This is a genomic window from Stutzerimonas stutzeri, from assembly GCF_002890895.1.
GTDB lineage: Bacteria > Pseudomonadota > Gammaproteobacteria > Pseudomonadales > Pseudomonadaceae > Stutzerimonas > Stutzerimonas stutzeri_AB.
Map to the genome: position 1 here is coordinate 68,612 of NZ_POUL01000001.1, position 20,908 is coordinate 89,519.

Here is a 20,908-nt window from a genome sequence, read left to right on the forward strand (position 1 = left end):
CTGCTCGCATACGGAACCGCAAACGGTCAGGCGGATGGATGATCGTTCTCTATCAGCGGCTCGTCCCGCAGCAATGGGCTGTCCACAGGAAGGTGCAACCGCAGTGCTCGCCGTTTCACGGAAAAATGCATCTGCTTTGCCGCGATCGGCTCGCCATCAAGATTAATACTGATTTCTTCTGGCGCTTCTACCTCGAACCAGGGTGCACGGGCTTTGACCGAGACGGTGTCTATACCCAGCAGACCGCCACTCAGCAAGGTGCCGAGGGTCCCGACCGCATCAGCCGGAGCTGGAACGATGCAGATGTCGAGCAGTCCGTCATCGATCGAGGCCTGAGGACAAAGCTGCTGCCCACCACCGGACTGGCGGCCATTACCTATGCCCAGCGCCAGAAACTCCCCCTCCCAGGTGAAGTCAGGCGCCACGAAGCGGCCCCAGGTGGAGCGCAGCTCACTGAAGCGGGACAAGCCGGTCAGCAGATACGCACTGCCGCCGAGAACCCGCTTCAGTTCCGACGATGTGGTGGCGGTCACCTTGGAGCCAAAGCCACCTGTCGCCATATTTATGAACAGTTCGCCGTTCATTTCGCCGACGTCTACCCAAACTGGCTCTCGATTCAACAACGTGAGTGCATCGAACGGCGCGAGCGGAATTTCCGCCGCATGAGCAAAATCATTAGCGGTGCCGAGCGGTAACACCGCCAAGCTCGCGTCAGAGCCACTGTCGAGCAAAGCCTGCGCCATCTCACGCAGTGTTCCGTCACCGCCTCCCGAGACCAGCGTCCGATATCCCGCCGCCAGCGCTTCACTGACCAAGCGCGCGGTGTCGCCTGGTTCCCACGTCACCCGCACCGCAAGCTCATTGCCTAACTTGCGCCATTCGGTAACGGCCTCTCTGACTTCTTCGTTGAGCCCTTGCTTTCCGTGGAGGACGAGCAATGCCTTGGGTTCATTCATGCCAATCGTTCCAGTCATCCGTATCGGTATGCGCAGATAGACCTGTTTGCACCGCATAAAGTTGTGAAAAGGCAACCGCATACGGGGTTAAGCCGAGCAACCAAAACGTTGACCACCGGTCAGCGCAGAGCACTGAAAAAACGCTTAGATGCAACGCCATCATCAATTTAACCTTTGTATATCAAGCATTTGCGACATGCATTTAATTCTTTCGCAGCGATAGGCTCTTTGCATGGTTTCGGTGAACTCATTTCCTGCAGGGCGGTCGGAGCTGTTGTCCAGGTGAAGGTTGCGATAGCGGCCTGCCATCAGAACCGCGGATCGCGGCGATCAAAACGAGTATTGAGCTAGTAATAGCCATAGGAAGGAGCCTTGTATGCGCTTACAGTCCGTTGGAACCCTTGAGTACGCCCACCCCAGCTTCGTAGATTACTTTCTTGCCAGCATTCGTCTGATTCACGGGCTGACCTCAGTGCTGCCGGGCGTTCTGTTGTTGCTATTTCTGCCCCTAGACCTGCCCGCAGGCGGAGGCACATTCAGCACCTTCCTGATGTTTTTTGGCGTGATCAGCGTTGTCATCTTCCAGTCGGTTGGCATCTACCGTGAGGAAGTCTTCAGCACGCTGCTGCGCTTCCGCACCATGCTCGTCGCCTGGGCCGCGGCTTTCAGCCTGATGATCTTCATGCACCAGGGGCTGGGCATGTTTGGCTACCTTGAAGCCAAACATCTGACCTTCTGGTTCGTCACCAGTGGCATCCTGTTCGGTGCCGAACGATTGATGATGCTCGCTCTTTTTCGCCGGCTGATGGCAAAAGGCGTTTATCTGCAGAATGCCGTAATTTTGGGCGGCACTGACAATGGTGTGCGTGTTGCCGAGTATCTGGCTCACCACCGCGATATCCGCACTGGCGTGCTCGGCTTCATCGACGACCGCCTCGAGCGTCTTCCGGACACGCTGGCTGATCTGCCGCTGCTGGGCAATACCCGCGACCTAGAGCAGATGATTCGTGAAGAAAAGGTGACTCAAGTGCTGGTCGCCCTGCCCTGGTTTGCCGACAGCCGCATCGGCCAGCTGATCAACGAGTTGCGCAGACTTCCGGTCAACGTTCTGCTGGTACCGGACATGGTCGCCTTCCGTCATGCCAACAAGCGCATCACCGAAGTCGGGGGATTGCCGACGCTGATTGCCTCCGATCTGCCGCTGCGTGGCTGGTCGCCAATGTTCAAGCGCATCGAAGACATCATGCTGTCCAGCCTTGCCTTGCTGGCGGCCGCCCCGGTCATGCTGCTGCTCGCTCTGGCGATCAAGCTCGACTCTCCGGGGCCGGTGTTGTTCAAGCAGAAGCGCTACGGTTACAACAACCGACTGATCGAAGTCTTCAAGTTCCGCTCGATGTACCACGCCAAGTCGGACGCCAATGCCGAACGGCAAACGACGCGCAACGATGACCGCATCACCCGAGTGGGTCGCTTTATTCGCAAAACCAGCCTCGACGAGCTGCCGCAGCTGCTCAACGTGTTCCTGGGCAGCATGTCCATGGTCGGACCGCGCCCCCATGCGACCGCGACCAAGGCCGCAGGCGTGCTGTTTGAGGACGCCGTATCGGAATACTCCGCACGCCACCGCGTCAAACCCGGCATCACCGGCTGGGCGCAAATCAATGGCTACCGCGGCGAGACCGACACAGTCGAGAAAATCGAGAAGCGCGTGGAGTACGACCTCGATTACATCGAACGCTGGTCGGTCTGGTTCGACATCTACATCCTTGCCCGGACTGTCCCCGCCCTGCTGCTCAACAAGGACGTCTACTGACTGCCACACACATTGACCAGCCCCAAACTGGCAACACGCCACATTACATGCGCGAGCGCAGCAGGAAGATTGAACTAATGAAGCGAGCCAACATCAGATTTGCGTTCTGCAACAGGCAGACCTGTTCGCCCACTAATTCAGGGCTACGAGGCTGAGTAAATGTTCCAGAACATATTGATTGTCTGTGTGGGCAACATCTGCAGAAGCCCCGCAGCCGAAGCATTGCTAGCCCACAAACTCGAGGGCAAAGGCCTGACGATCAGCTCGGCAGGCATAGGTGCCTTAGTAGGCAACCCGATGGACAAGACGGCACATGAGGTGCTTAACGACCATGGAGTGGAACACACGGCTCACCGTGCGCGTCAGGTCGATAGCGAAATGCTTCACCGCGCAGACCTGATCCTTGTGATGGAGCAGAGCCACATCCAGCACATTCGTCAGATCGCACCCGAAGTACACGGCAAAACTTTTCTGCTGGGTAAATGGCTGGACGATACGGAAATCCCTGATCCCTACCGCCAGTCCAAGCCCGCATTCGAACATGTTCACAGCCTTCTGACCCAGTCCGTCGAAAGCTGGCTTCCTTACCTGAAATAGAAGAAGGAACTTCAATGACCACCATGCCCCGACCCATTTATGAAACAAAAGAGGACAAGGACATTGACCTGGCCCACCTCTTTGACACGTTTCTGAACAACCGAGCGCTGATTCTTACCATAACGGGGTTTTTCGCCGCGCTGGGGGTTGCCTATGCGCTGCTCGCGACACCGGTATATCTGGCCAGTGCAATGATCCAGATCCAGGCTAAGGGCGGCCTGCCGAGCCTCACCGACGTGGTCGGCACCGCTCCCGCCGTTTCGCCGGCGCAGACAGAGATCGCCCTGCTCAAATCACGCTCGGTCGTGGGTAGCGCAGTCGAAGATCTGAACCTCGATATCATCATCGAGCCTCACCACTTCCCGGTGTTCGGCGGTTATATCTTCCGTAGATTCGAGCCAACCGAGGAAGGTGAGCTGGGCTGGTATCCGGAAGGCTTCGAGTCCTATGCCTGGGGCGGCGAATCGCTGCGCGTCACCCAGCTGATCGTGCCAGACAAGATGCATGGCGAAGAACTGACACTGGAAGCGGCCGAAAACAACGGATTCATCCTGCGCGACACCGACGGCGAAGTGGTCGTCCAAGGCGTCGTTGGCGAGCCCATCGAGACCCCGGATTACGGCATCACCGTGGCGGAGCTTAATGCACGCCCGGGCACCACTTTTACCGTGGTCAAGAACCGCACCTACGCCACTACCGAGGACTATCAGAACCGCTTGAACGCTGGTGAGCGCGGCAAGCAGTCGGGCATCCTTAACGTGACACTGGAAGGGACCGATCCGGAAAAAGCGGTCAAGGTGCTGGAGGCGGTAGCCCAGCGCTACGTCGATCAAAATATTGCGCGCAATGCGGCCGAAGCGACCCAGAGCCTTGAATTCCTGAGCGAGCAGGTACCTGAGGTCCGCAAGAAGCTCGATGCCGCACAAACGGCGCTGAACGAATTCCAAACCGGCAACCGCTCGGTGGACATCTCTGCCGAAACCCAGTCGGTACTCGACCGCATTGTGGATCTGGAAAGTCAGATTTCCGAGCAGAACCTAAAGCGCACCGAGATGGAAAGCCGCTTCACTCGTCAGCATCCTAATTTCCAGGCGCTGATGAACCAGATCAATCAACTGCAAGCGCAGAAGGCCGAACTGGAGAAGCAGATAGGCACCCTGCCCTCTACACAGCAGGAATTGTTGCGCCTCAACCGCGATGTCGAGGTGTCCTCCGAGACCTACTCGATGCTGCTTAACAAGACGCAAGAGCTGGATATCATCCGTGCCGGGACCGTGGGCAACGTTCGCATCGTCGACCACGCTGCGGCGGATATCGACGAGCCGATCAAACCCAACAAGCCGTTGATCGTCATCGTCGCTACGCTACTTGGCGGCATTCTTGCTGTCGCCTTCGTCTATGTTCGTGAAGCTCTGAAGCGTGGCGTCGAAAATCCTGAAGAGATCGAGCGTGTAGGCATCCCGGTGTACGCAGCGATTCCGTTCAGCGAGAAACAAGGACTGCTGGAAAAACGCCTGGCCAATTTCAAGCGGGACAAGAGCAGCGCTTCGTATCTGCTTTCGACCAATGATCCAGCCGACCTGGCGACCGAAGCGATGCGCAGCCTGCGTACGAGCTTGCACTTCGCGATGATCGAAGCAAAAAACAACATCCTCATGATCACTGGGCCAAGCCCAGCAGTGGGCAAGTCATTCGTGACCAGCAACCTTGCCGCCGTCATCGCACAGTCTGGCAAGAAGGTGTTGCTGATCGACGCCGACATGCGCAAGGGTTATCTGCACAAAGTCATGCGTTGCCAGGGTGAAAAAGGCCTGTCCGACATTCTGTCCGGCCGAATCACACTGTTCGATGCCATTCAGAAAACTCAGTTGAACAATCTGCATGTGATTACTCACGGCCAGCTGCCTCCTAACCCATCGGAACTGCTGATGCATGAGAACTTCTCGCGCTTCGTCAAAGAGATCAGCAGCATGTACGACCTGGTCATTTTCGATACGCCACCAATTCTGGCCGTAACCGACGCTGCATTGGTCGGCAGTCAGGCCGGCACCACCCTGATGGTGACGCGCTACGGACTGAACGGAGTGAAAGAAATCGAGTTCGCCAAGCGCCGTCTTGAGCAGAACGGTCTCCTGGTCAAAGGCGTTATCTTCAACGCCGTAGTGCGCAAGGCATCAACTTATAGCGAGTACGGTTACTACCAGTACGAGTACCAGAGCAAGTAACCCTTCTGGCTTTTGGAGTCCTGCAAGTTATCAGGCTCTGCCGCCGCTGCCCCCATTGCTACTAACCGAACCGTTGGCCTTGCACAAGGAGAACGGTTCGCATTATGCAATCGACTGACCACAACAGAGCCGTCGAGTTGGTAGCGGCCCTTTGGAGATAAAGGTCATTATGGAACGTCGCCCCCTTTCTCTTTTATTCCGCACTGCAAGGTTAATAGCCGGCTTGTCTATTGCCGGGTGCATATCGGTCGCACAAGCGCAGCCCGACGATCACACAGGCATCGACTTGGTTGGCATCAACATGTCAGGCGCGAACTTCGCTCCTCACATCACACCCGGAAAAGTCGGCACCAATTATTTCTATCCGGAAGAAAAGTACTTCGAATACTACGCAAGCAAGAACATCCGCCTGATTCGGTTTCCGTTCATATGGGAACGCCTACAACATGACCTTTACAAAGGCGTCAACTTTGATCAGATGCGGTTGCTAAAGCGGACGCTGGACTTCGCGGCCAAACATAACCAGAAAGTCATTCTGGACATGCACAACTATGGGCGGTACAAGGGCAAGCTGATCGGTTCGCCACAGGTGCCCTACGAGGCCTACGCAACTGTCTGGCGCAAGCTTGCGCAAGAGTTCAAAGACCACCCCGCGTTGCTGGGCTACGACATTATGAACGAGCCCCATTCCACAGATGGCCTTTGGCGTGGGGCCGCCCAGGCAGCAGTCGATGCCATCCGCCAGGTAGACATGGACACCTTGATATTCGTCGAAGGCGACCGCTGGGCTAGCACCTTTCACTGGCGCTACGTCAACGAGGACTTTCTGATCAACGATCCGGCAGACAAGATCATTTACGAGGGACACCTGTACCTCGACAAAGATTTTTCCGGGCGTTATGCCAAGGACGAAGTGGTCGACCCAATGTTGGGGGTGGAACGCGTTCGGCCGTTCGTCGAGTGGCTGAAGGAAAACAAACTCAAGGGTTTCCTCGGCGAGTACGGTGTACCTGGGCATTCCGAATCGATGCTGATTGCCATGGACAATTTGCTTGGCTACCTCAACGAAAACTGCATGCCTAGCGCGTACTGGGCGGGCGGCCCGGGCTGGGGGGAATACGTGTTAGCTGTCGAGCCCATCGATGGCAAAGACAGACCTCAAATGGAGGTTTTGCAAAAGCACATTTCCAATAGCTGCACGGAATACGGCCCTAAGCAGCAGCCTTGACAGACGCGTTGTCGCCCTGCCTGTGGATGGCGGCATGCCCCGCAGCGAACAATGTGAAGCCGTTCAGAAAGATTTCGATGAAATCTGAAAGATCGACGCAACCCTGCTGCCACCCGCTTGTCCAAATTCGACCTTACATCGAGCGGCTTAATGCGAGGGGAACTCAAACACTCCTGCGGCTATCGAATCCAGTTGTTACTAGCTGACTGCCGGCAGCGAATTGACCGAGGCGCTTAAGCTATCAGCCAGACGTAGAGTGACGACGCACCGAAGGCATCAATGTGGAAATGCTAAAGCTTGAGTTTGTTGCGACGTAGTAAATCTGGAATGGAAATGCACCTAAGGACTCAGGTGATGACAAACATCAGCTCAAAATTTTTCTTTTTGCCGTTGACCGTGCTTGCGATCGTCTTGCACTTTTCGGTGTTTGGTGACAGTACGCACAACCCGATCGGCTTCAAGTTTCTGAACGAAGCCTATTTGGCCGTCTGTTTGGGATTGTCGCTACTGTTGATTCTTGCCAGCACCGAAGAGTCATCGAGAGAGTTCCGCATCCTGATGTATTACGCTTTCTACAGCGTTTTCGTATTCACCGTACTACCTGCAATCTTTTCGTTTTACTCCTTTGGCCAACCCATCACTTACGGTCTGATCGAAGAACGCCGAATTCTCTTTACATTCGGCTTCGTCCCGCTGCTATTGCTTGCCAAGCACATCAGTACGCGCCAATTCGAACATGCATTCATTTACGCCGCACTGATTGCAGTGGTCCTGTCCTGGTGTTTCAAGTTCGGGCTGGTTCCGGATCTGCGCGAGGAGCAAACGTCCTGGGATCGTCCGGACCGCTCATCCATCGGGCCCTTTTTGATCTGTTTCGCCTATTTCTATTGCATTCAGGTGTGGGCAAAAGGCAAATCGCCTATCAATGGTGAACAGCGACAGCGAAAACTGTATCTCATTCTTGCGGCAGTGCTGTTGCTGACCTTGGTCTTCGCCACGCAAACCCGTCAGCTAATTGTACTGTGCCTAGCATTCACGCTTTTCTCGTTGCGGGCCAAAGCAATCATTTGGGCTGCCTCGCTTTGCGTTCTGTTGTCCCCGCTGTTCTTTTATCCAGAGTTACTTGAAATTCTCGGTCTGAACGTGGAGTTCTACGAGAGCAGTTTGGACGGTGACGTGGAGGATGGTGTGAGGCCCCACACGATCGCATCCGTGTTCAGTCACTTGAACCTAGTTAACTGGTTGCCTAGCGGGTCCCTTTCGCTGATGTGGCAGGACGGTTTCATCCCCTACTTCGGCGAACACTTCTTTCTGTCAGACATCGGCATCATTGGCACACTGTTTCGCTTCGGTTTTCTAACGTTCCTGCTAGTGCCTCTGACCCTGTTCGTCTACCACCGTATTGCCCGCAGTATCAATTCCGAAATGGAGTTCACCTATGCAGTGATGCTGGCCTTCTTCGTGATATGGCCACTTAACGGTCTATTCGAATATACCCAACCAGTTATTTGCATGCTTTTCGTATTACATGCTCTACGGGCACGCCATCTTCGCAGCAAGGAACGAGTACATGAACGTCGCACTTATTCTCAACTACAAAGCTGCTACTGAAACGATCAGCTGCGCTGAAAGCCTGCTCGAACATTGCGCAACGATTGGCCATATCGTCATCATCGACAATGATTCGCAGGACGGCTCCGCCATCGCCCTTCAGAACTGGCTGGATGAAAAAGCCCATACGAACGTGACCCTGCTGTGTAACCCAGACAACAGCGGTTATGCGGGCGGCAACAACTACGGGTTGCGCTGGGCAATGGAGCATCTGCAGCCGGAGTATTTCTGGGTCATCAATAACGACACCTATGTAGACAGTGATGCCTTCTCACCGCTACTGGAGGCATTGCAGCGTAACGACCGTCAGTTTGTCGGCTCGCTCGTATTGAGCGCCGACACGGGTCGGCTTGAGTGCTATGGCGGCGGAAAGCTTTATCCGATCCTAGGCAAAGCCCGATTACTCGGGAAAGATCAGAGCATCGAAGCATCTCAAAAGCAGCAACCTCAGCACGCTCCAGACTACATTATGGGCTGCAGCCTAGCCTTTTCGGCAGCATTGACTGAAGAAGTCGGTTTGATGGATGAAGATTACTTCATGTATTTCGAAGAGGTTGATTGGCAGTACCGTGCCAGGAGCTTTGGTGTTTCAACGAGAGTGATCCCTGAAAGCCGCCTGTATCACTACGGTTCACTCAGCCTGGGTAGTCGATCAGCGTTCTATCACTACTATCGCAACCGTGCAGCCACCCGTTTCAACAAGCGCTTCTACGGCCCGGCATTCGCGATCGTTTCCGCGTTTCTGCTTTCGGCCGTTACAACTGTCAAGGAATACAAAAATCCCACCCTCGCCTGGTCAGGTATCAAGGGCGCCTTCAAGGGAGTAGCAATGAGTGTCGAGTGATACTAATGCGTTCGGAATAGACTTCTATTCCGGCAATAAGAAGACTTTATTGACCTGCATACGCGAGGGCGTCAAGCAACCCTATTCGTTTGTGGTGACGCCGAATGTCGACCATCTTGTTCAGTTGGAACATGACGAACAGCTGCGTGACGCTTATTTCAAAGCGCGCTGGAGAGTATGTGACAGCCGCATCCTGCTTTCGCTGTTGAGCCGTCTGGGCATACATCTGGATGAAGCTATTCCCGGCAGCGATTTGACACTCGACCTGCTCAAATGGGCGGACCGGGATCGGCTGCGCATTGTCCTGATTGGTTCAGCGACATCCGAAGCCGACAAACTCAGAGCGCTCTATCCAGGCATTTCTCTTTATCACTACAACCCGCCGATGGGCTTCATTAAAAAACCGGAAGAAGTGCAGCGTTGCTTGCAGTTCGTTCGCGAAAATCCATCGGAGTTGGTTCTTTACGCCGTGGGTACCCCACGCGGTGAAGTCCTGGCTGCAGCCACCCAGCCCTACGAGCGCACCGGTATGGGCTTCAGCATCGGCGCCTCCATTTCGTTTGCAACGGGAACCATCAAGCGAGCGCCGAAGTGGATGCGCGAATTCAAACTTGAATGGCTGCATCGCATGTGCATGGAGCCCCGCAGGCTAGCCAAACGCTACTGGGCGGACGCGGTGTATATCGTGCCGGCCTTCCTGAGGGAAAAAAACTCCAGGCAGAAAGGCAGCCCAGCAAAACAGGAGTCTTAATCGACGATTGAGGCCACCCTTCGGGCATACCGAGCACCGGTACGCGGTGATCGGCAGTCAGTGAAGCTTACCGATTGACTTCGCTGCCTTGCAGTGCCTCGTGCCAGGCAGGAGCGAAGCAAGAGCACATCAGAAAACCTATCCTCGAACAGGGAAGAACATGAAAGCGATTATTACGGGTATCACAGGACAAGACGGCGCCTACCTTGCAGAGCTCCTTTTGGAAAAAGGCTATACCGTCTATGGCACGTTCCGTCGCACCAGTTCGGTCAATTTCTGGCGGATCGAAGAGTTGGGCATCGACAAGCATCCCAATCTGAATCTTGTTGAGTACGACCTGACGGACCTGTCTTCCAGCATTCGATTACTTGAAAGCACCGGCGCGACTGAGGTGTACAACCTCGCCGCACAGAGCTTTGTGGGTGTTTCCTTCGAGCAACCGCTGACTACCCTTGACATCACCGGTGCAGGCGCCGTGAACCTGCTGGAAGCCATTCGTATCGTCAACCCGAAGATTCGCTTCTACCAAGCCTCGACTTCAGAAATGTTCGGTCAGGTACAGGCCATTCCACAGTCCGAAACCACACCCTTCTACCCCCGCAGCCCCTATGGCGTGGCCAAGCTTTATGCGCACTGGATGACAATCAATTACCGCGAGTCATACGGCATATTCGGCTGCAGCGGCATTTTGTTCAATCACGAGTCGCCGCTGCGCGGGCGTGAGTTTGTGACGCGGAAAATTACCGACTCTGTGGCCAAGATCAAACTGGGCAAGCTCGACGTGCTGGAGCTGGGCAACATTGACGCCAAACGTGATTGGGGCTTTGCCAAGGAATATGTCGAAGGGATGTGGCGCATGCTGCAGGCGGACGAGCCTGGCGTTTTTGTGCTGGCGACCAACCGTACCGAAACCGTGCGCGACTTTGTGACTTTGGCGTTCAAGGCGGTTGATGTCGAGCTCCAGTGGGAGGGCTCCGGCGAACAGGAACAAGCCACCGACGCGGCAACCGGCAAGGTCGTTGTGCGGGTAAATCCTAAGTTCTACCGCCCAGCGGAGGTGGACCTGCTGATCGGCGACCCTCAAAAAGCCAAGGACGTGTTGGGCTGGGAACCTAAAACTACGCTGGAGCAGCTGTGCCGCATGATGGTGGACGCCGACATGCGCCGTAATCAGCAGGGCTTTTCGTTCTAAGGGCAATCGACTGGCAACGGCCGTTCTGGTTCAGGCGCCTGCTGATATCCGAGCACCACTGAGGGTAGCCTTGTCGAAAGTCAGCCGGCGCTTTGATTTCAGTGCGGTCTGATGGTCGTTTCAGCAGTCGAGACAGACTCAACTGGTACACCGAGACAGCGCTGGCGTTACGGCACTGATCGTCATCTGGCGTCGACAGTAACCGCAACGCCATGCCTCTCGCCTATATCTGGGCCCTGCATCGGCTTTTGAAACTGGAAATTCATCCTATCGGGAAGATCATGCGTAAAGTGCTGATTACCGGGGCTACCGGTTTTACCGGGCGCTATATGGCAGAGGAACTCGCGGCCTGTGGCTACGAGGTTCATGGCCTCAGCTACCGCCAACCCGTCGGCGAACTGCCGGCGGCGGTCTCAGCCATCCATTGCTGCTCGTTGAACAATGCTGAGCCGCTACGCGCGCTTTTGATCGAAATTCGCCCAACCTACGTCGTGCACCTGGCCGCGGTCTCTTTCGTCGCACACAGCGATGCCGATGCTATTTACACAGCCAACCTGCTCGGCACTCGCCACCTGCTGGAAGCATTACGTACCTCAGCAACCGAGCTTGAAGGCGTGCTGCTAGCCAGCAGTGCAAACGTCTACGGAAACGCAACCGAAGGTGTACTGGATGAATCCGCGCCCTTTGCTCCGGCCAATGACTATGCTGTTAGCAAAGCAGCCATGGAGTTCCTTGCCCGGCTGTACCAGGATCGTTTGCCGCTGATAGTCAGTCGCCCGTTCAACTACACGGGCGTTGGTCAAGCGGAGCAATTTCTCATCCCGAAAATCGTGTCACATACGCGCCGTCGGGCCGCGGTAATCGAGTTAGGTAATCTGGATATTGCCCGTGATTTCTGCGATGTACGTCAGGTTGTCCATGCTTATCGACGCTTGCTTGAGACACCCGCCGCGGTCGGCCAGACAGTCAATATTTGCTCCGGATTCGCCTATACACTCGAGTACGTTCTCGAGCAGGCAGCTGCCATTTCCGGCCATCGCATGGAGGTCAGGGTCAATCCAGCGTTCGTGCGCAGCGCAGACGTGAAGAACCTGTTCGGTAGCCGAGCCAAACTGGATTCGCTGATTGGCGACATGTCCCGAATCGAACTGAAGGACACGCTGCGCTGGATGATCGAGCATTGCTCCGCGACAAAGACATGATCCAACCACTTTGCCGTCAGGAATGAGGCAGTCGATCTCAAGTGATGGCAACGCCCGCTTTCGCTGGCTCATGTCCGCTAATGTCCAGTCAGCCTAATAGCACGTTGACAGCCGCATTCAAGCGGTCACGGTTGCTGGCTACCCCGGCATTCGCTTGTCATCGGTCACCCTCCTCGCCTTGTACCGGCGAGCTTTGCATTACCAATTCATTTATGCACGTGGCCGTGAACCGCAGAGAAACGAAGCGGTCTATGGCTACTGTGAGCAACACGGCGTCGTTTTTCTACTAAGGAAGGACGCCAAACAACGATTGAGCGGAACCTGCCCGGTGGCTCAATCCGAACTGGCCTCACAGAGGTCTGGAGGTATATCCCTCAGAGCTTGCAGTAGCGACACCCGGAACAGCAGAGATTGAATGCGTCTGTAGCACCGCCGAAACACTTCGGCGACTGTCGATAGACAAGTCAGTGTTCGCTCGCTCCTTCAGCTAAAGGTGAATTGCGCTGTTTCACTTCGTAAAAACAACTATTCCGTCAAGGATGAAGAAACCATGAAACCATTATTTGCTCTCGCTTTCTCTTCCGTGCTGGTGCTGCAGGGATGCGTCTTCTCCCCCGGTCAGCATCTGGATCCCGATCAGTTCAAGGACGGCGCAGAAACGGAAGACGGCACTGTCCAGCTGATGCGCATCACCCCTGAAATGCTCAAGGGCGAACTCTCCTCCGACCAGGGCACGTCCAGCAAGCAAGAGCTGCTGAGCTTCAAGCCAGAGGCTTATCGCATCGGCGCCAATGACCTCCTCTATATAACCGTCTGGGACCATCCCGAGCTGACCGCTCCATCGGGACCACAACAACAGCTGGACGCCAATGGTCGTCTGGTTCGCCCCGACGGCACCCTGTTCTACCCTTATATCGGAAACATCGAAGCAGCCGGCAAAACGATCGAGCAGCTTCGCTCCGATATTTCCAAAAGGCTGGCCAATTACATCGACAGCCCTCAGGTAGATGTCAGTCTGCTGCGTTTCGGTAGCCAGCGCATTGTGCTCTCCGGTGCATTCAATACTGCTGGCGAGGTCGAGGTGACGACCGCTCCGATGACCATCATGCAGGCTATTGGTCAAGCCGGTGTCGATACCGATACGGCGGACCTGTCCGGGCTGATGCTCAAGCGTGACGGCCGCGAATACATGCTTGATCTTGACGACCTGAACCGTCCGGACTCCTGGCTCCATAAGGTGTATCTGAAAGACGGCGACCAACTCCATCTGCCGTATAACGACCAGAAGAAGATCTACGTGCTGGGTGAAGTGGTAAACCCGCAAGCCATGACCTTCAAGGCCACCAGCCTCAACTTGATGGATGCTATCGGCACCGCGGGCGGTATTCGTCAAGACACTGCCGATGGCGAAGCGGTCTACGTTATTCGTGGCGCTGAAAACATCGCTACTGAAAAAGCCACCGTGTTTCAGCTGAATGCCGAGTCGCCTGCGGCATTTGCCCTGGCTCAACACTTCCCTCTGCAACCGCAGGATGTGGTGTTCGTCGGACCGGCAGGAATCACTCGCTGGAACCGTTTCATCAGCCAGCTGCTGCCTTCGGCTAGCGTCATTGGCACCGGGGCTGCGTTCAACCGGTAACAACCGCAGTCATCAGGTCGAGATCGGCCTGATCAAAACCGCAGTCAGCTTTAGAGCGACTGCGGTTTTTTTGTGCTGCCGAACTCCTCGGGGCGCCTATGTACGCTTAATCACTAGGCCATTCAAGCGGCTGTACATCCGACCCCAATCAGCGCGTGGAACCTTGCCGTTATGGCTGCCCCTAGTACGCAGCCGTGCGGCGCCGCACGGCGGTCTCACGCACCAGGACCCTGCTCTCCTGATAAACTTGCCGGCCATTTTCCGAGGCGATCGGTTAAGCAACCGCCCCAGTCGCCTTCAACGCGCCCAGACAGTTGCTATATCGCCACAGCCAATCGGCATAAAGGTGTCGAAGCAATCGTAGCGCGCCCTAAACGCTCCGCCGGAAAGCCGCATGAACGCCAGCTACAAACCTGTCACTACGTCTCCGCAGCTGTCGCGCCGGTTTTCCGTCGCGCCGATGATGGACTGGACCGACCGGCACTGTCGGTATTTTCTGCGTCTGCTTTCACAGCATGCCCTGCTCTATACCGAGATGGTCACTACGGGCGCACTGATCAACGGCGATGCCAACCGTTTCCTGCGTCATGATGAGGCCGAGCATCCCTTGGCGTTGCAACTTGGCGGCAGTGTGCCAAGTGACCTCGCCGTCTGCGCAAAGATGGCCGAAGCGGCTGGTTACGATGAGGTGAATCTCAATGTGGGATGCCCCAGCGACCGCGTGCAGAACAACCTGATCGGCGCATGCCTGATGGGCCATCCAGCACTGGTGGCCGATTGCGTGAAAGCGATGCGTGATGCTGTGGGGATCGAAGTAACCGTCAAGCATCGCATCGGCATCAATGGGCGCGACAGCTATGCCGAACTCTGTGATTTCGTGGGGCAGGTCCAAGCGGCAGGCTGCCGCAGTTTCACCGTCCATGCGCGCATCGCCATTCTGGAGGGGCTTTCACCAAAGGAGAACCGAGAGGTTCCACCCCTTCGCTACGATGTTGCGCAACAATTGAAGCGCGACTTTCCAGATCTTGAGATTATCCTCAACGGCGGCATCAAAACGTTGGATCAATGCGAAGCCCACCTTGAGCAGTTCGATGGTGTGATGCTCGGGCGCGAGGCCTACCACAACCCTTACTTGCTCGCGCAGGTTGATAGCAGACTGTTTGGCAGCGAAGAACCTGTCATTACCCGAGCCGAGGCATTGAGGCGCATGCGCCCTTATATTCAGAATCATCTTGATAGCGGTGGCTCGATGCATCACGTTACCCGTCACGTGCTGGGGCTTGGCCAGGGTTTTCCAGGCGCTAGAAGGTTTCGCCAGCTGCTATCGGTCGACATCCATAAAACCAGAGAACCACTGGCGTTGCTTGAGCAAGCGACCGGATTGCTCGAGGGGCACTGATACCAGGAGGGAACACGCGGCCGCATTTTCAATCCAACAGCTGCAACACCCGGACCATCGGATACAGATGGCGCGATGGCCACGGAAATCGAGTCATGACTACCAAAGGATAGAGCGCCCTTATGACGTCAAAGCTGGAACAACTCAAACAATTCACCACCGTGGTTGCCGACACCGGCGATCTCGACGCCATCGCCCGTCTTCAACCGGTTGATGCCACCACCAATCCTTCGCTTCTGCTCAAAGCTGCTGCACTGCCGCGTTATGCAGAGCACCTCAAGGACGCTATGTCCCGCTGTGGCGGTGATATTGGCCTCGGCTGCGACCTGTTCGCGGTCGCGGTTGGGCAGGAGGTGCTCAAATTGATCCCGGGGCGGATCTCTACGGAGGTCGATGCGAGGCTTTCATTCGATACACAAGCTATGATCCAGCGGGGCGAGCGCCTGATCGGCCTATACGAGCAGGCCGGCGTATCCCGTGACCGCGTATTGATCAAGCTGGCCTCTACCTGGGAGGGCATCCGTGCGGCTGAGCAGCTGGAAAAATCGGGCATCCAGACCAACCTGACACTGTTATTTTCATTTACCCAAGCAGTGGCATGTGCCGAGGCCGGGGTGTTCCTGATCTCGCCTTTCGTCGGCCGTATCTATGATTGGTACAAAAAATCGGAAGGCCGCGACTATGTGGGCGACGAAGATCCTGGCGTGCAGTCCGTCAGCCGGATTTACGACTACTACAAGACGCACGGTTACAAGACCGTAGTAATGGGTGCGAGCTTCCGTAACGCGGGTCAGATCGAAGCGTTGGCAGGCTGCGATCGCCTGACGATCAGCCCTGAGTTGCTCAGCCAGCTGGCACAGGAAAAAGGCACGCTGGAGCGCAAACTCTCCCCCGGACGCGCCTCCGAGCCGCGCATCAGCATGGATGAAGGCAGCTTCCGCTGGGGATTGAACGAAGATCCGATGGCGACGGAGAAACTGGCCGAGGGAATTCGCCAGTTTGCGCGGGATCAGGAAAAGCTTGAAGCACTCCTGCCAACCAAGCTGTAGCTCAAGACCGCTCCAACGCTGTCACCAGGTCGCGAAACGCCTCGCGGTTCGATTCGTTGAGGCTCATCAGAATACGGTGAGCCTCCAGCACCTTGCCCTTTACGATCTCCTCGGACTGATCCTGGCTTGGCAAATCGGCCAGTTGCTCAGGCGACGGCAGCGGCTGATCAACGATATTAAACACCTGATCGAAACCCATAGATTGCAACAGACGTGTGATGTCTTCATGGGTGGTAACCAATGTCGGCAGCATGCCGACCTTCTGCCGCGAAAGAATCGAAAGTTTGGCGAGCAGACCGAGCGTGGTGCTGTCGATGCTACGGCTTTCAGTGAGATCGATAACGATCGATGAGAAATTGCGCGAAGAGAAGATCTTCTCGATCGTTGCATCCAGCGCCGAGCAAAGCGTCAGTCGGATCTCACCGACGAACTTGAGCACGAACGTGCCGTTCTGCTCAGCGAACTGGATCTTACCCGTGCTCATGCAAGGTTCCTGCTCAATACCAACAACGCGATGTCATCGGGCATATCCTCCAGATCGGCTAGGCCCAACACCCGCTGTAGCCCCACCAGCGTACCGCCTGCTTCGCGAATCAATCCGGGTAGCCCGGCCTCTTTATCTTTGAGGGTCTCGCCGGGCAAAAGGTCCAAAATGCCATCGGAAAGTAGCGTAAGACTGAAAGACTCAGGCAGTTCGATCTCGTAATTCTCGTAGGTGGCTTCGACGAACAAACCGACCGGCAAACCCTTTCCTTCGAGATATCTTGCAGCACCGTTGGCGTATAACACCGGCATTGGAAGGTGGCCGCCGATGCTGTAATGCAGCACGTTGCGCTCCTGATCAATCACCCCGCCCAGCATTGTGACGTGCTTGCCGAGCTTGCAGTTGATCAAGCCGCGGTTGATGTGATCGAGCACCTCGGACGGCTTAAAAGCGCGTAAAGCTCTGCCCCGTCGAGACTCGTAGAGCAACCGCGTGGTCATGAATTTGAGCAGCACGGTGACGAACGCTGAAGAGGCCCCGTGACCGGATACATCCGCCAGGTAGAAGCCGATGCGGTGCTCGTCCACTCGAAAGTAATCGACGAAATCACCCGAGAGGTAAAGAGAAGGAATTATCTGATGGGCGAACTGGAACTCGTCGAGGCTGCAGGGTGTGACCGGCAGCATATTCATCTGCACTTGTCGACCAGCATCCTGATCCTCCTGAAGAAGATGCAAGCTCGCCTGCAGATCGCGGTTGGCCGTCTCCAGCTGTTCCCGATAACGCCGGTTTTCCATGCGCAAGCGAGACCGATCAAGGGCACGACGGACCGAATGCTCAAGCATCGCCAGGTATTCAAGGGGCTTGATCAGGTAGTCGGCAGCGCCCAACCGCAGAGCTTCGACCGCATCACTCATCACACCGGCACCTGACACTACGATTACCGGCAGGTCAGCCTGACGCTCACTGATCAGTCGGATGAGCTCCAGGCCATCCATCTGCGGCATACGCAGGTCGCAAATCACTAGATCAGGGTGTTCCGCGTCGAACAGCTCCACCCCTCGCGGTCCGTTAGGCGCCTGCAACACCTTGAAACCACTGTCATCCAGATAGGCAGCCAGGCTGGCTCGCACCACATCGTCGTCATCTATGATCAGCAGCGTCGCGCTTGGGTTATGCATGTTCCTACCAGGCGGTATCGCCAGGATGATTGGCGAAAGCATCGGCCCTGCGCGAGCGCCGGGCATGGGATCGTTTCAAGGCGCAGACGGTACTCCCATACGATCGGCGTTTCAAGCCAGGCGCGGTCGCTCCGCCTGTCCTTTACAGGCCGAATTGACGGGCGTTATAAGAACTGGCGAAACAAGAACTCAGAGGACGAAACAATGACCCAGCGAGATCGGGACTACAGCGAAAAACGCGACTTCATTCGCATGAATATCGAGACAGCCATAACCCTGACTCAGGGTGACGACTGCTACGAGGCAACCTGCCTGGACCTTTCCAGCACAGGGATGCAGGTGGTCGCAGCGACGAGTTTGCAGATGGGTGACAAGGTCCAGGTGCACATTCCTTCCGAACACAGCGAACTGAAGGGACTGGATGCCGAAACAGAAGTGGTGCGGGTCGGTAAGCACGAAGACGGACGACAGAGCCTTGGGCTAGCGATCCTTTCAATGAAATGACTGTTGTTTAGGTAAAAACCACTTAGGAACAGCAAGGAGTTAGAAACAGGCGGACCGCATTGGCGTTGGCCAATGCGGTCCGCAGAGACCTATCAGAAATCGTCTTCGACCTGACCATCCTGCGTGCGGAATTCACGATTCTGCAGGTAGGCGTTGCGCACGAAGATGTACCTGTCGCCAGTAATCATTTTTTCCGCCGAGAGCAAACCGGCACGCATGTCCACCACATTGACGGCGCGGGTCACGTTGCGTGTCGGCACATGCTCGATATACGGATACGGCTGCAGGAAAGAGTCCGGCACGCGTCCAGCCGCATCGCGCACAGTGCTCGGCCCCAGCAGCGGCAACACGACATAAGGGCCACTGCCCAGGCCCCACGCGCCAAGCGTCTGCCCAAAGTCTTCATCGTTCTTCTGCAAGCCCATACGGGTTGCGACGTCGAAGAAACCCAGCACGCCGAAGGTGCTGTTGAACAGGATACGGCTGGTGTCGATGCCCGCGTCTCGAACCTTGCCCTGAAGCAAGTCATTGGTCAGCACCACAACATCGCCAAGATTGCTGAATACATTGCCGATGCCGTCTTCGACAAAATTTGGCGTGATCTTCTGATAACCCTGCGCAAGCGGCTTGAGCGTATAGGTATCGACTTTGTCGTTGAAGGTGAAGATCGCGCGATTCACGCCTTCCCAGGGGTCTTGCTCGGCGGCCTGGAGCGATGAAGCGCCAAACACGGCCAGCGCCGTCACCAGCGTTATTCTGAAGTAACCAACCCAATCCATGCCGATGACTTGCATCGCGGCCCTCTCCTATTTCGAATGGGGGCAATTGCCCAACAAAGCGCCGCAGTATAAAGGGATAACGGCCAGTTCCGGCAGCGGGCAGACACACGGAACCCCTACGGATTTTTGCGGACTCATTGAGACTCAAAAGCAAGGACAAGCCCAGCACGCTAGTTTACCCTGCTCACATCAAGCGCTGGCGACTTTGCCGTACGACAAACCAAGAGGGTAGCAACATGCCGGAACATGATCTGCAGTCGCAGCTAGCAGAGCTGCGTAGTCAACTGGCCCAGGACACACCGCTTACTGAAGAAGAGCGCGCGTCGCTGCAGGTGATTGCCCATGACATCGAACTGCGACTCGCCAACGAGGACGGAGTCGACCATCAGAACGACTCGCTGGTCGACGGCGTCAATCTGGCCGTCGAGCGTTTCGAGGTCAGCCATCCGAACACCGCGATGACGCTGCGCAACATCATGCAGACCCTGGCGAACATGGGCATCTGAGCGAAACCTGCTCAATCCATTAGAGCGTGAACGCGTCACGCTCTCCTATCGCAGCGGTTATTGCCGAACCAGCCGGCTATTGCCCGGCGATACGGGCTGGGTACTGCGGTAGGGATTGATATCCAGCCCGCCGCGGCGTACATAGCGAGCATGCACGCTGAGTCGCTCTGACTTCAGCACGCGCTGCAAGTCGAGAAAGATCCGCTCGACGCACTGTTCATGAAAGTCCGCGTGCTGGCGAAAACTCACCAGATAGGCAAGCAGGCTGCCGTGATTCAGCGCAGCGCCCCGGTACTCGATTACCACTGTGCCCCAGTCCGGTTGGCCGGTGACAGGACAGTTGGATTTCAGCAGATGGCTATAGATACGCTCATCCACCTGGCGCTCAGGGTTGCTGCTCAGCAGCTCTGGCCGCGGCGAATCGTATTGCCGGATCTCGATATCCAGATCATCGATACAGTATCCGTCTAGCGGCGCGATCCCCTCCTCGGCAGCTTCATCCAACGTGCGCAAGCGAACGCTGACGGGCTTACCCGCTGCGGCTGATAAGTCCCGCGTCATCACCTCCACAAGCGCTGCCCGACTCTCGAAGACCGATTGGTTCAGCGAGTTGAGATAAAGCTTGAATGACTTGGATTCGATGATATTTGGCGAGTCGGCGGGAATGCTGAACTCACCAATGGCCACCACCGGCTTGCCGGATGGCAACAGCCAGGACAGTTCATAGCAATTCCAAATGTCGACGCCGCCATAGGGCAAGGACTCGGCCGTCAGCCCAAGCTCGGCCCATTTGGGCGCACGCGGGATGGGAAAGAGCTGCTCGGGGCTGTAGGTCGCGACATAGGCGCTGGATTTGCCCAGCGGCGACAGTTCGGCGGGGTGCTGCATAGCGGAAACCTGTACGAAAAATGACCGCAAGTGTAGCGGTTCCCGTGTGGTTTATCACCG

General features: G+C 56.1%; 19 protein-coding genes. 14 read left to right on the forward strand and 5 right to left on the reverse strand.

Annotation, left to right across the window (positions count from 1 at the left end; genetic code table 11):
- Positions 1 to 26: 26 nt before the first annotated feature.
- Positions 27 to 956 (reverse strand): lipid kinase YegS, encoded by a 930-nt coding sequence (gene yegS / locus CXK96_RS00350; RefSeq protein ID WP_102834542.1) that lies wholly within the window; start codon positions 954 to 956, stop codon positions 27 to 29.
- Positions 957 to 1,332: 376 nt separating this feature from the next.
- On the opposite strand from yegS, the gene CXK96_RS00355 reads away from it, so the two are divergent.
- From CXK96_RS00355 to tal, 12 genes are all read left to right on the forward strand, one after another.
- Positions 1,333 to 2,769, forward strand: a complete 1,437-nt coding sequence (locus tag CXK96_RS00355) for an undecaprenyl-phosphate glucose phosphotransferase (RefSeq protein ID WP_102834543.1) — start codon at positions 1,333 to 1,335, stop codon at positions 2,767 to 2,769.
- A gap of 159 nt (positions 2,770 to 2,928) precedes the next feature.
- A complete protein-coding gene (locus tag CXK96_RS00360; RefSeq protein WP_102834544.1) occupies positions 2,929 to 3,366 on the forward strand; it encodes a low molecular weight protein-tyrosine-phosphatase in 438 nt (145 codons plus the stop codon).
- A gap of 14 nt (positions 3,367 to 3,380) precedes the next feature.
- Positions 3,381 to 5,591, forward strand: coding sequence for a polysaccharide biosynthesis tyrosine autokinase (locus CXK96_RS00365; RefSeq protein ID WP_102834545.1), 2,211 nt, complete (start codon positions 3,381 to 3,383; stop codon positions 5,589 to 5,591).
- Between the two features lie 169 nt (positions 5,592 to 5,760).
- Positions 5,761 to 6,819, forward strand: coding sequence for a glycoside hydrolase family 5 protein (locus CXK96_RS00370; RefSeq protein WP_102834546.1), 1,059 nt, complete (start codon positions 5,761 to 5,763; stop codon positions 6,817 to 6,819).
- 354 nt (positions 6,820 to 7,173) lie between these two features.
- Positions 7,174 to 8,430, forward strand: coding sequence for a hypothetical protein (locus CXK96_RS00375; protein ID WP_102834547.1), 1,257 nt, complete (start codon positions 7,174 to 7,176; stop codon positions 8,428 to 8,430).
- Positions 8,390 to 9,274 carry a glycosyltransferase family 2 protein gene (locus CXK96_RS00380; protein ID WP_102834548.1) on the forward strand — a complete coding sequence of 295 codons (885 nt, stop codon included), beginning with the start codon at positions 8,390 to 8,392 and terminating at the stop codon, positions 9,272 to 9,274. The genes CXK96_RS00375 and CXK96_RS00380 overlap by 41 nt, the downstream gene beginning before the upstream one ends.
- Complete coding sequence (locus tag CXK96_RS00385) at positions 9,264 to 10,025, forward strand: WecB/TagA/CpsF family glycosyltransferase (RefSeq protein ID WP_102834549.1); 762 nt, start codon at positions 9,264 to 9,266, stop codon at positions 10,023 to 10,025. Before CXK96_RS00380 ends, CXK96_RS00385 begins: the two co-directional genes overlap by 11 nt.
- Positions 10,026 to 10,185: 160 nt before the next feature.
- On the forward strand, positions 10,186 to 11,217 hold the full coding sequence (gene gmd, locus CXK96_RS00390) for a GDP-mannose 4,6-dehydratase (RefSeq protein ID WP_102834550.1): 1,032 nt from the start codon (positions 10,186 to 10,188) through the stop codon (positions 11,215 to 11,217).
- 281 nt (positions 11,218 to 11,498) lie between these two features.
- Entirely contained in the window at positions 11,499 to 12,419 is a 921-nt protein-coding gene (locus CXK96_RS00395) for a GDP-mannose 4,6-dehydratase (RefSeq protein ID WP_102835011.1), read from the forward strand.
- Positions 12,420 to 12,969: 550 nt separating this feature from the next.
- The gene (locus CXK96_RS00400) at positions 12,970 to 14,058 is read left to right on the forward strand and encodes a polysaccharide biosynthesis/export family protein (protein ID WP_102834551.1); all 1,089 of its coding nucleotides are present in this window, start codon (positions 12,970 to 12,972) and stop codon (positions 14,056 to 14,058) included.
- 394 nt (positions 14,059 to 14,452) lie between these two features.
- Complete coding sequence (gene dusA / locus CXK96_RS00405) at positions 14,453 to 15,457, forward strand: tRNA dihydrouridine(20/20a) synthase DusA (RefSeq protein WP_102834552.1); 1,005 nt, start codon at positions 14,453 to 14,455, stop codon at positions 15,455 to 15,457.
- A 122-nt stretch (positions 15,458 to 15,579) separates the two neighbouring features.
- Complete coding sequence (tal, locus tag CXK96_RS00410; protein WP_102834553.1) at positions 15,580 to 16,506, forward strand: transaldolase; 927 nt, start codon at positions 15,580 to 15,582, stop codon at positions 16,504 to 16,506.
- Position 16,507: 1 nt separating this feature from the next.
- On the opposite strand, the gene rssC is transcribed toward tal, so the two are convergent.
- Together rssC and rssB are read right to left on the reverse strand one after the other, a co-directional pair.
- Positions 16,508 to 16,990 (reverse strand): anti-sigma factor antagonist RssC, encoded by a 483-nt coding sequence (rssC, locus tag CXK96_RS00415; RefSeq protein WP_102834554.1) that lies wholly within the window; start codon positions 16,988 to 16,990, stop codon positions 16,508 to 16,510.
- Positions 16,987 to 18,171 carry a two-component system response regulator RssB gene (rssB, locus tag CXK96_RS00420; RefSeq protein ID WP_102834555.1) on the reverse strand — a complete coding sequence of 395 codons (1,185 nt, stop codon included), beginning with the start codon at positions 18,169 to 18,171 and terminating at the stop codon, positions 16,987 to 16,989. The genes rssC and rssB overlap by 4 nt, the downstream gene beginning before the upstream one ends.
- A 204-nt stretch (positions 18,172 to 18,375) precedes the next feature.
- On the opposite strand from rssB, the gene CXK96_RS00425 reads away from it, so the two are divergent.
- On the forward strand, positions 18,376 to 18,675 hold the full coding sequence (locus CXK96_RS00425) for a PilZ domain-containing protein (protein WP_102834556.1): 300 nt from the start codon (positions 18,376 to 18,378) through the stop codon (positions 18,673 to 18,675).
- A gap of 92 nt (positions 18,676 to 18,767) precedes the next feature.
- On the opposite strand, the gene CXK96_RS00430 is transcribed toward CXK96_RS00425, so the two are convergent.
- Positions 18,768 to 19,469 (reverse strand): MlaA family lipoprotein, encoded by a 702-nt coding sequence (locus CXK96_RS00430; protein WP_102834557.1) that lies wholly within the window; start codon positions 19,467 to 19,469, stop codon positions 18,768 to 18,770.
- 221 nt (positions 19,470 to 19,690) lie between these two features.
- Here CXK96_RS00430 and CXK96_RS00435 point away from each other — a divergent pair, with 221 nt between their 5' ends.
- The gene (locus CXK96_RS00435) at positions 19,691 to 19,960 is read left to right on the forward strand and encodes a DUF4404 family protein (protein WP_102834558.1); all 270 of its coding nucleotides are present in this window, start codon (positions 19,691 to 19,693) and stop codon (positions 19,958 to 19,960) included.
- A 57-nt stretch (positions 19,961 to 20,017) separates the two neighbouring features.
- On the opposite strand, the gene queF is transcribed toward CXK96_RS00435, so the two are convergent.
- Positions 20,018 to 20,848, reverse strand: a complete 831-nt coding sequence (gene queF, locus CXK96_RS00440; RefSeq protein ID WP_102834559.1) for an NADPH-dependent 7-cyano-7-deazaguanine reductase QueF — start codon at positions 20,846 to 20,848, stop codon at positions 20,018 to 20,020.
- Between the last annotated feature and the right edge of the window lie 60 nt (positions 20,849 to 20,908).

Bases quoted from the DNA above. Each gene is read 5' to 3' on its own strand.
- yegS (WP_102834542.1), bottom strand. From the start codon at position 956: ATGAATGAACCCAAGGCATTGCTCGTCCTCCACGGAAAGCAAGGGCTC.
- CXK96_RS00355 (WP_102834543.1), top strand. From the start codon at position 1,333: ATGCGCTTACAGTCCGTTGGAACCCTTGAGTACGCCCACCCCAGCTTC.
- CXK96_RS00360 (WP_102834544.1), top strand. From the start codon at position 2,929: ATGTTCCAGAACATATTGATTGTCTGTGTGGGCAACATCTGCAGAAGC.
- CXK96_RS00365 (WP_102834545.1), top strand. From the start codon at position 3,381: ATGACCACCATGCCCCGACCCATTTATGAAACAAAAGAGGACAAGGAC.
- CXK96_RS00370 (WP_102834546.1), top strand. From the start codon at position 5,761: ATGGAACGTCGCCCCCTTTCTCTTTTATTCCGCACTGCAAGGTTAATA.
- CXK96_RS00375 (WP_102834547.1), top strand. From the start codon at position 7,174: ATGACAAACATCAGCTCAAAATTTTTCTTTTTGCCGTTGACCGTGCTT.
- CXK96_RS00380 (WP_102834548.1), top strand. From the start codon at position 8,390: ATGAACGTCGCACTTATTCTCAACTACAAAGCTGCTACTGAAACGATC.
- gmd (WP_102834550.1), top strand. From the start codon at position 10,186: ATGAAAGCGATTATTACGGGTATCACAGGACAAGACGGCGCCTACCTT.
- CXK96_RS00395 (WP_102835011.1), top strand. From the start codon at position 11,499: ATGCGTAAAGTGCTGATTACCGGGGCTACCGGTTTTACCGGGCGCTAT.
- CXK96_RS00400 (WP_102834551.1), top strand. From the start codon at position 12,970: ATGAAACCATTATTTGCTCTCGCTTTCTCTTCCGTGCTGGTGCTGCAG.
- dusA (WP_102834552.1), top strand. From the start codon at position 14,453: ATGAACGCCAGCTACAAACCTGTCACTACGTCTCCGCAGCTGTCGCGC.
- tal (WP_102834553.1), top strand. From the start codon at position 15,580: ATGACGTCAAAGCTGGAACAACTCAAACAATTCACCACCGTGGTTGCC.
- rssC (WP_102834554.1), bottom strand. From the start codon at position 16,990: ATGAGCACGGGTAAGATCCAGTTCGCTGAGCAGAACGGCACGTTCGTG.
- rssB (WP_102834555.1), bottom strand. From the start codon at position 18,171: ATGCATAACCCAAGCGCGACGCTGCTGATCATAGATGACGACGATGTG.
- CXK96_RS00425 (WP_102834556.1), top strand. From the start codon at position 18,376: ATGACCCAGCGAGATCGGGACTACAGCGAAAAACGCGACTTCATTCGC.
- CXK96_RS00430 (WP_102834557.1), bottom strand. From the start codon at position 19,469: ATGCAAGTCATCGGCATGGATTGGGTTGGTTACTTCAGAATAACGCTG.
- CXK96_RS00435 (WP_102834558.1), top strand. From the start codon at position 19,691: ATGCCGGAACATGATCTGCAGTCGCAGCTAGCAGAGCTGCGTAGTCAA.
- queF (WP_102834559.1), bottom strand. From the start codon at position 20,848: ATGCAGCACCCCGCCGAACTGTCGCCGCTGGGCAAATCCAGCGCCTAT.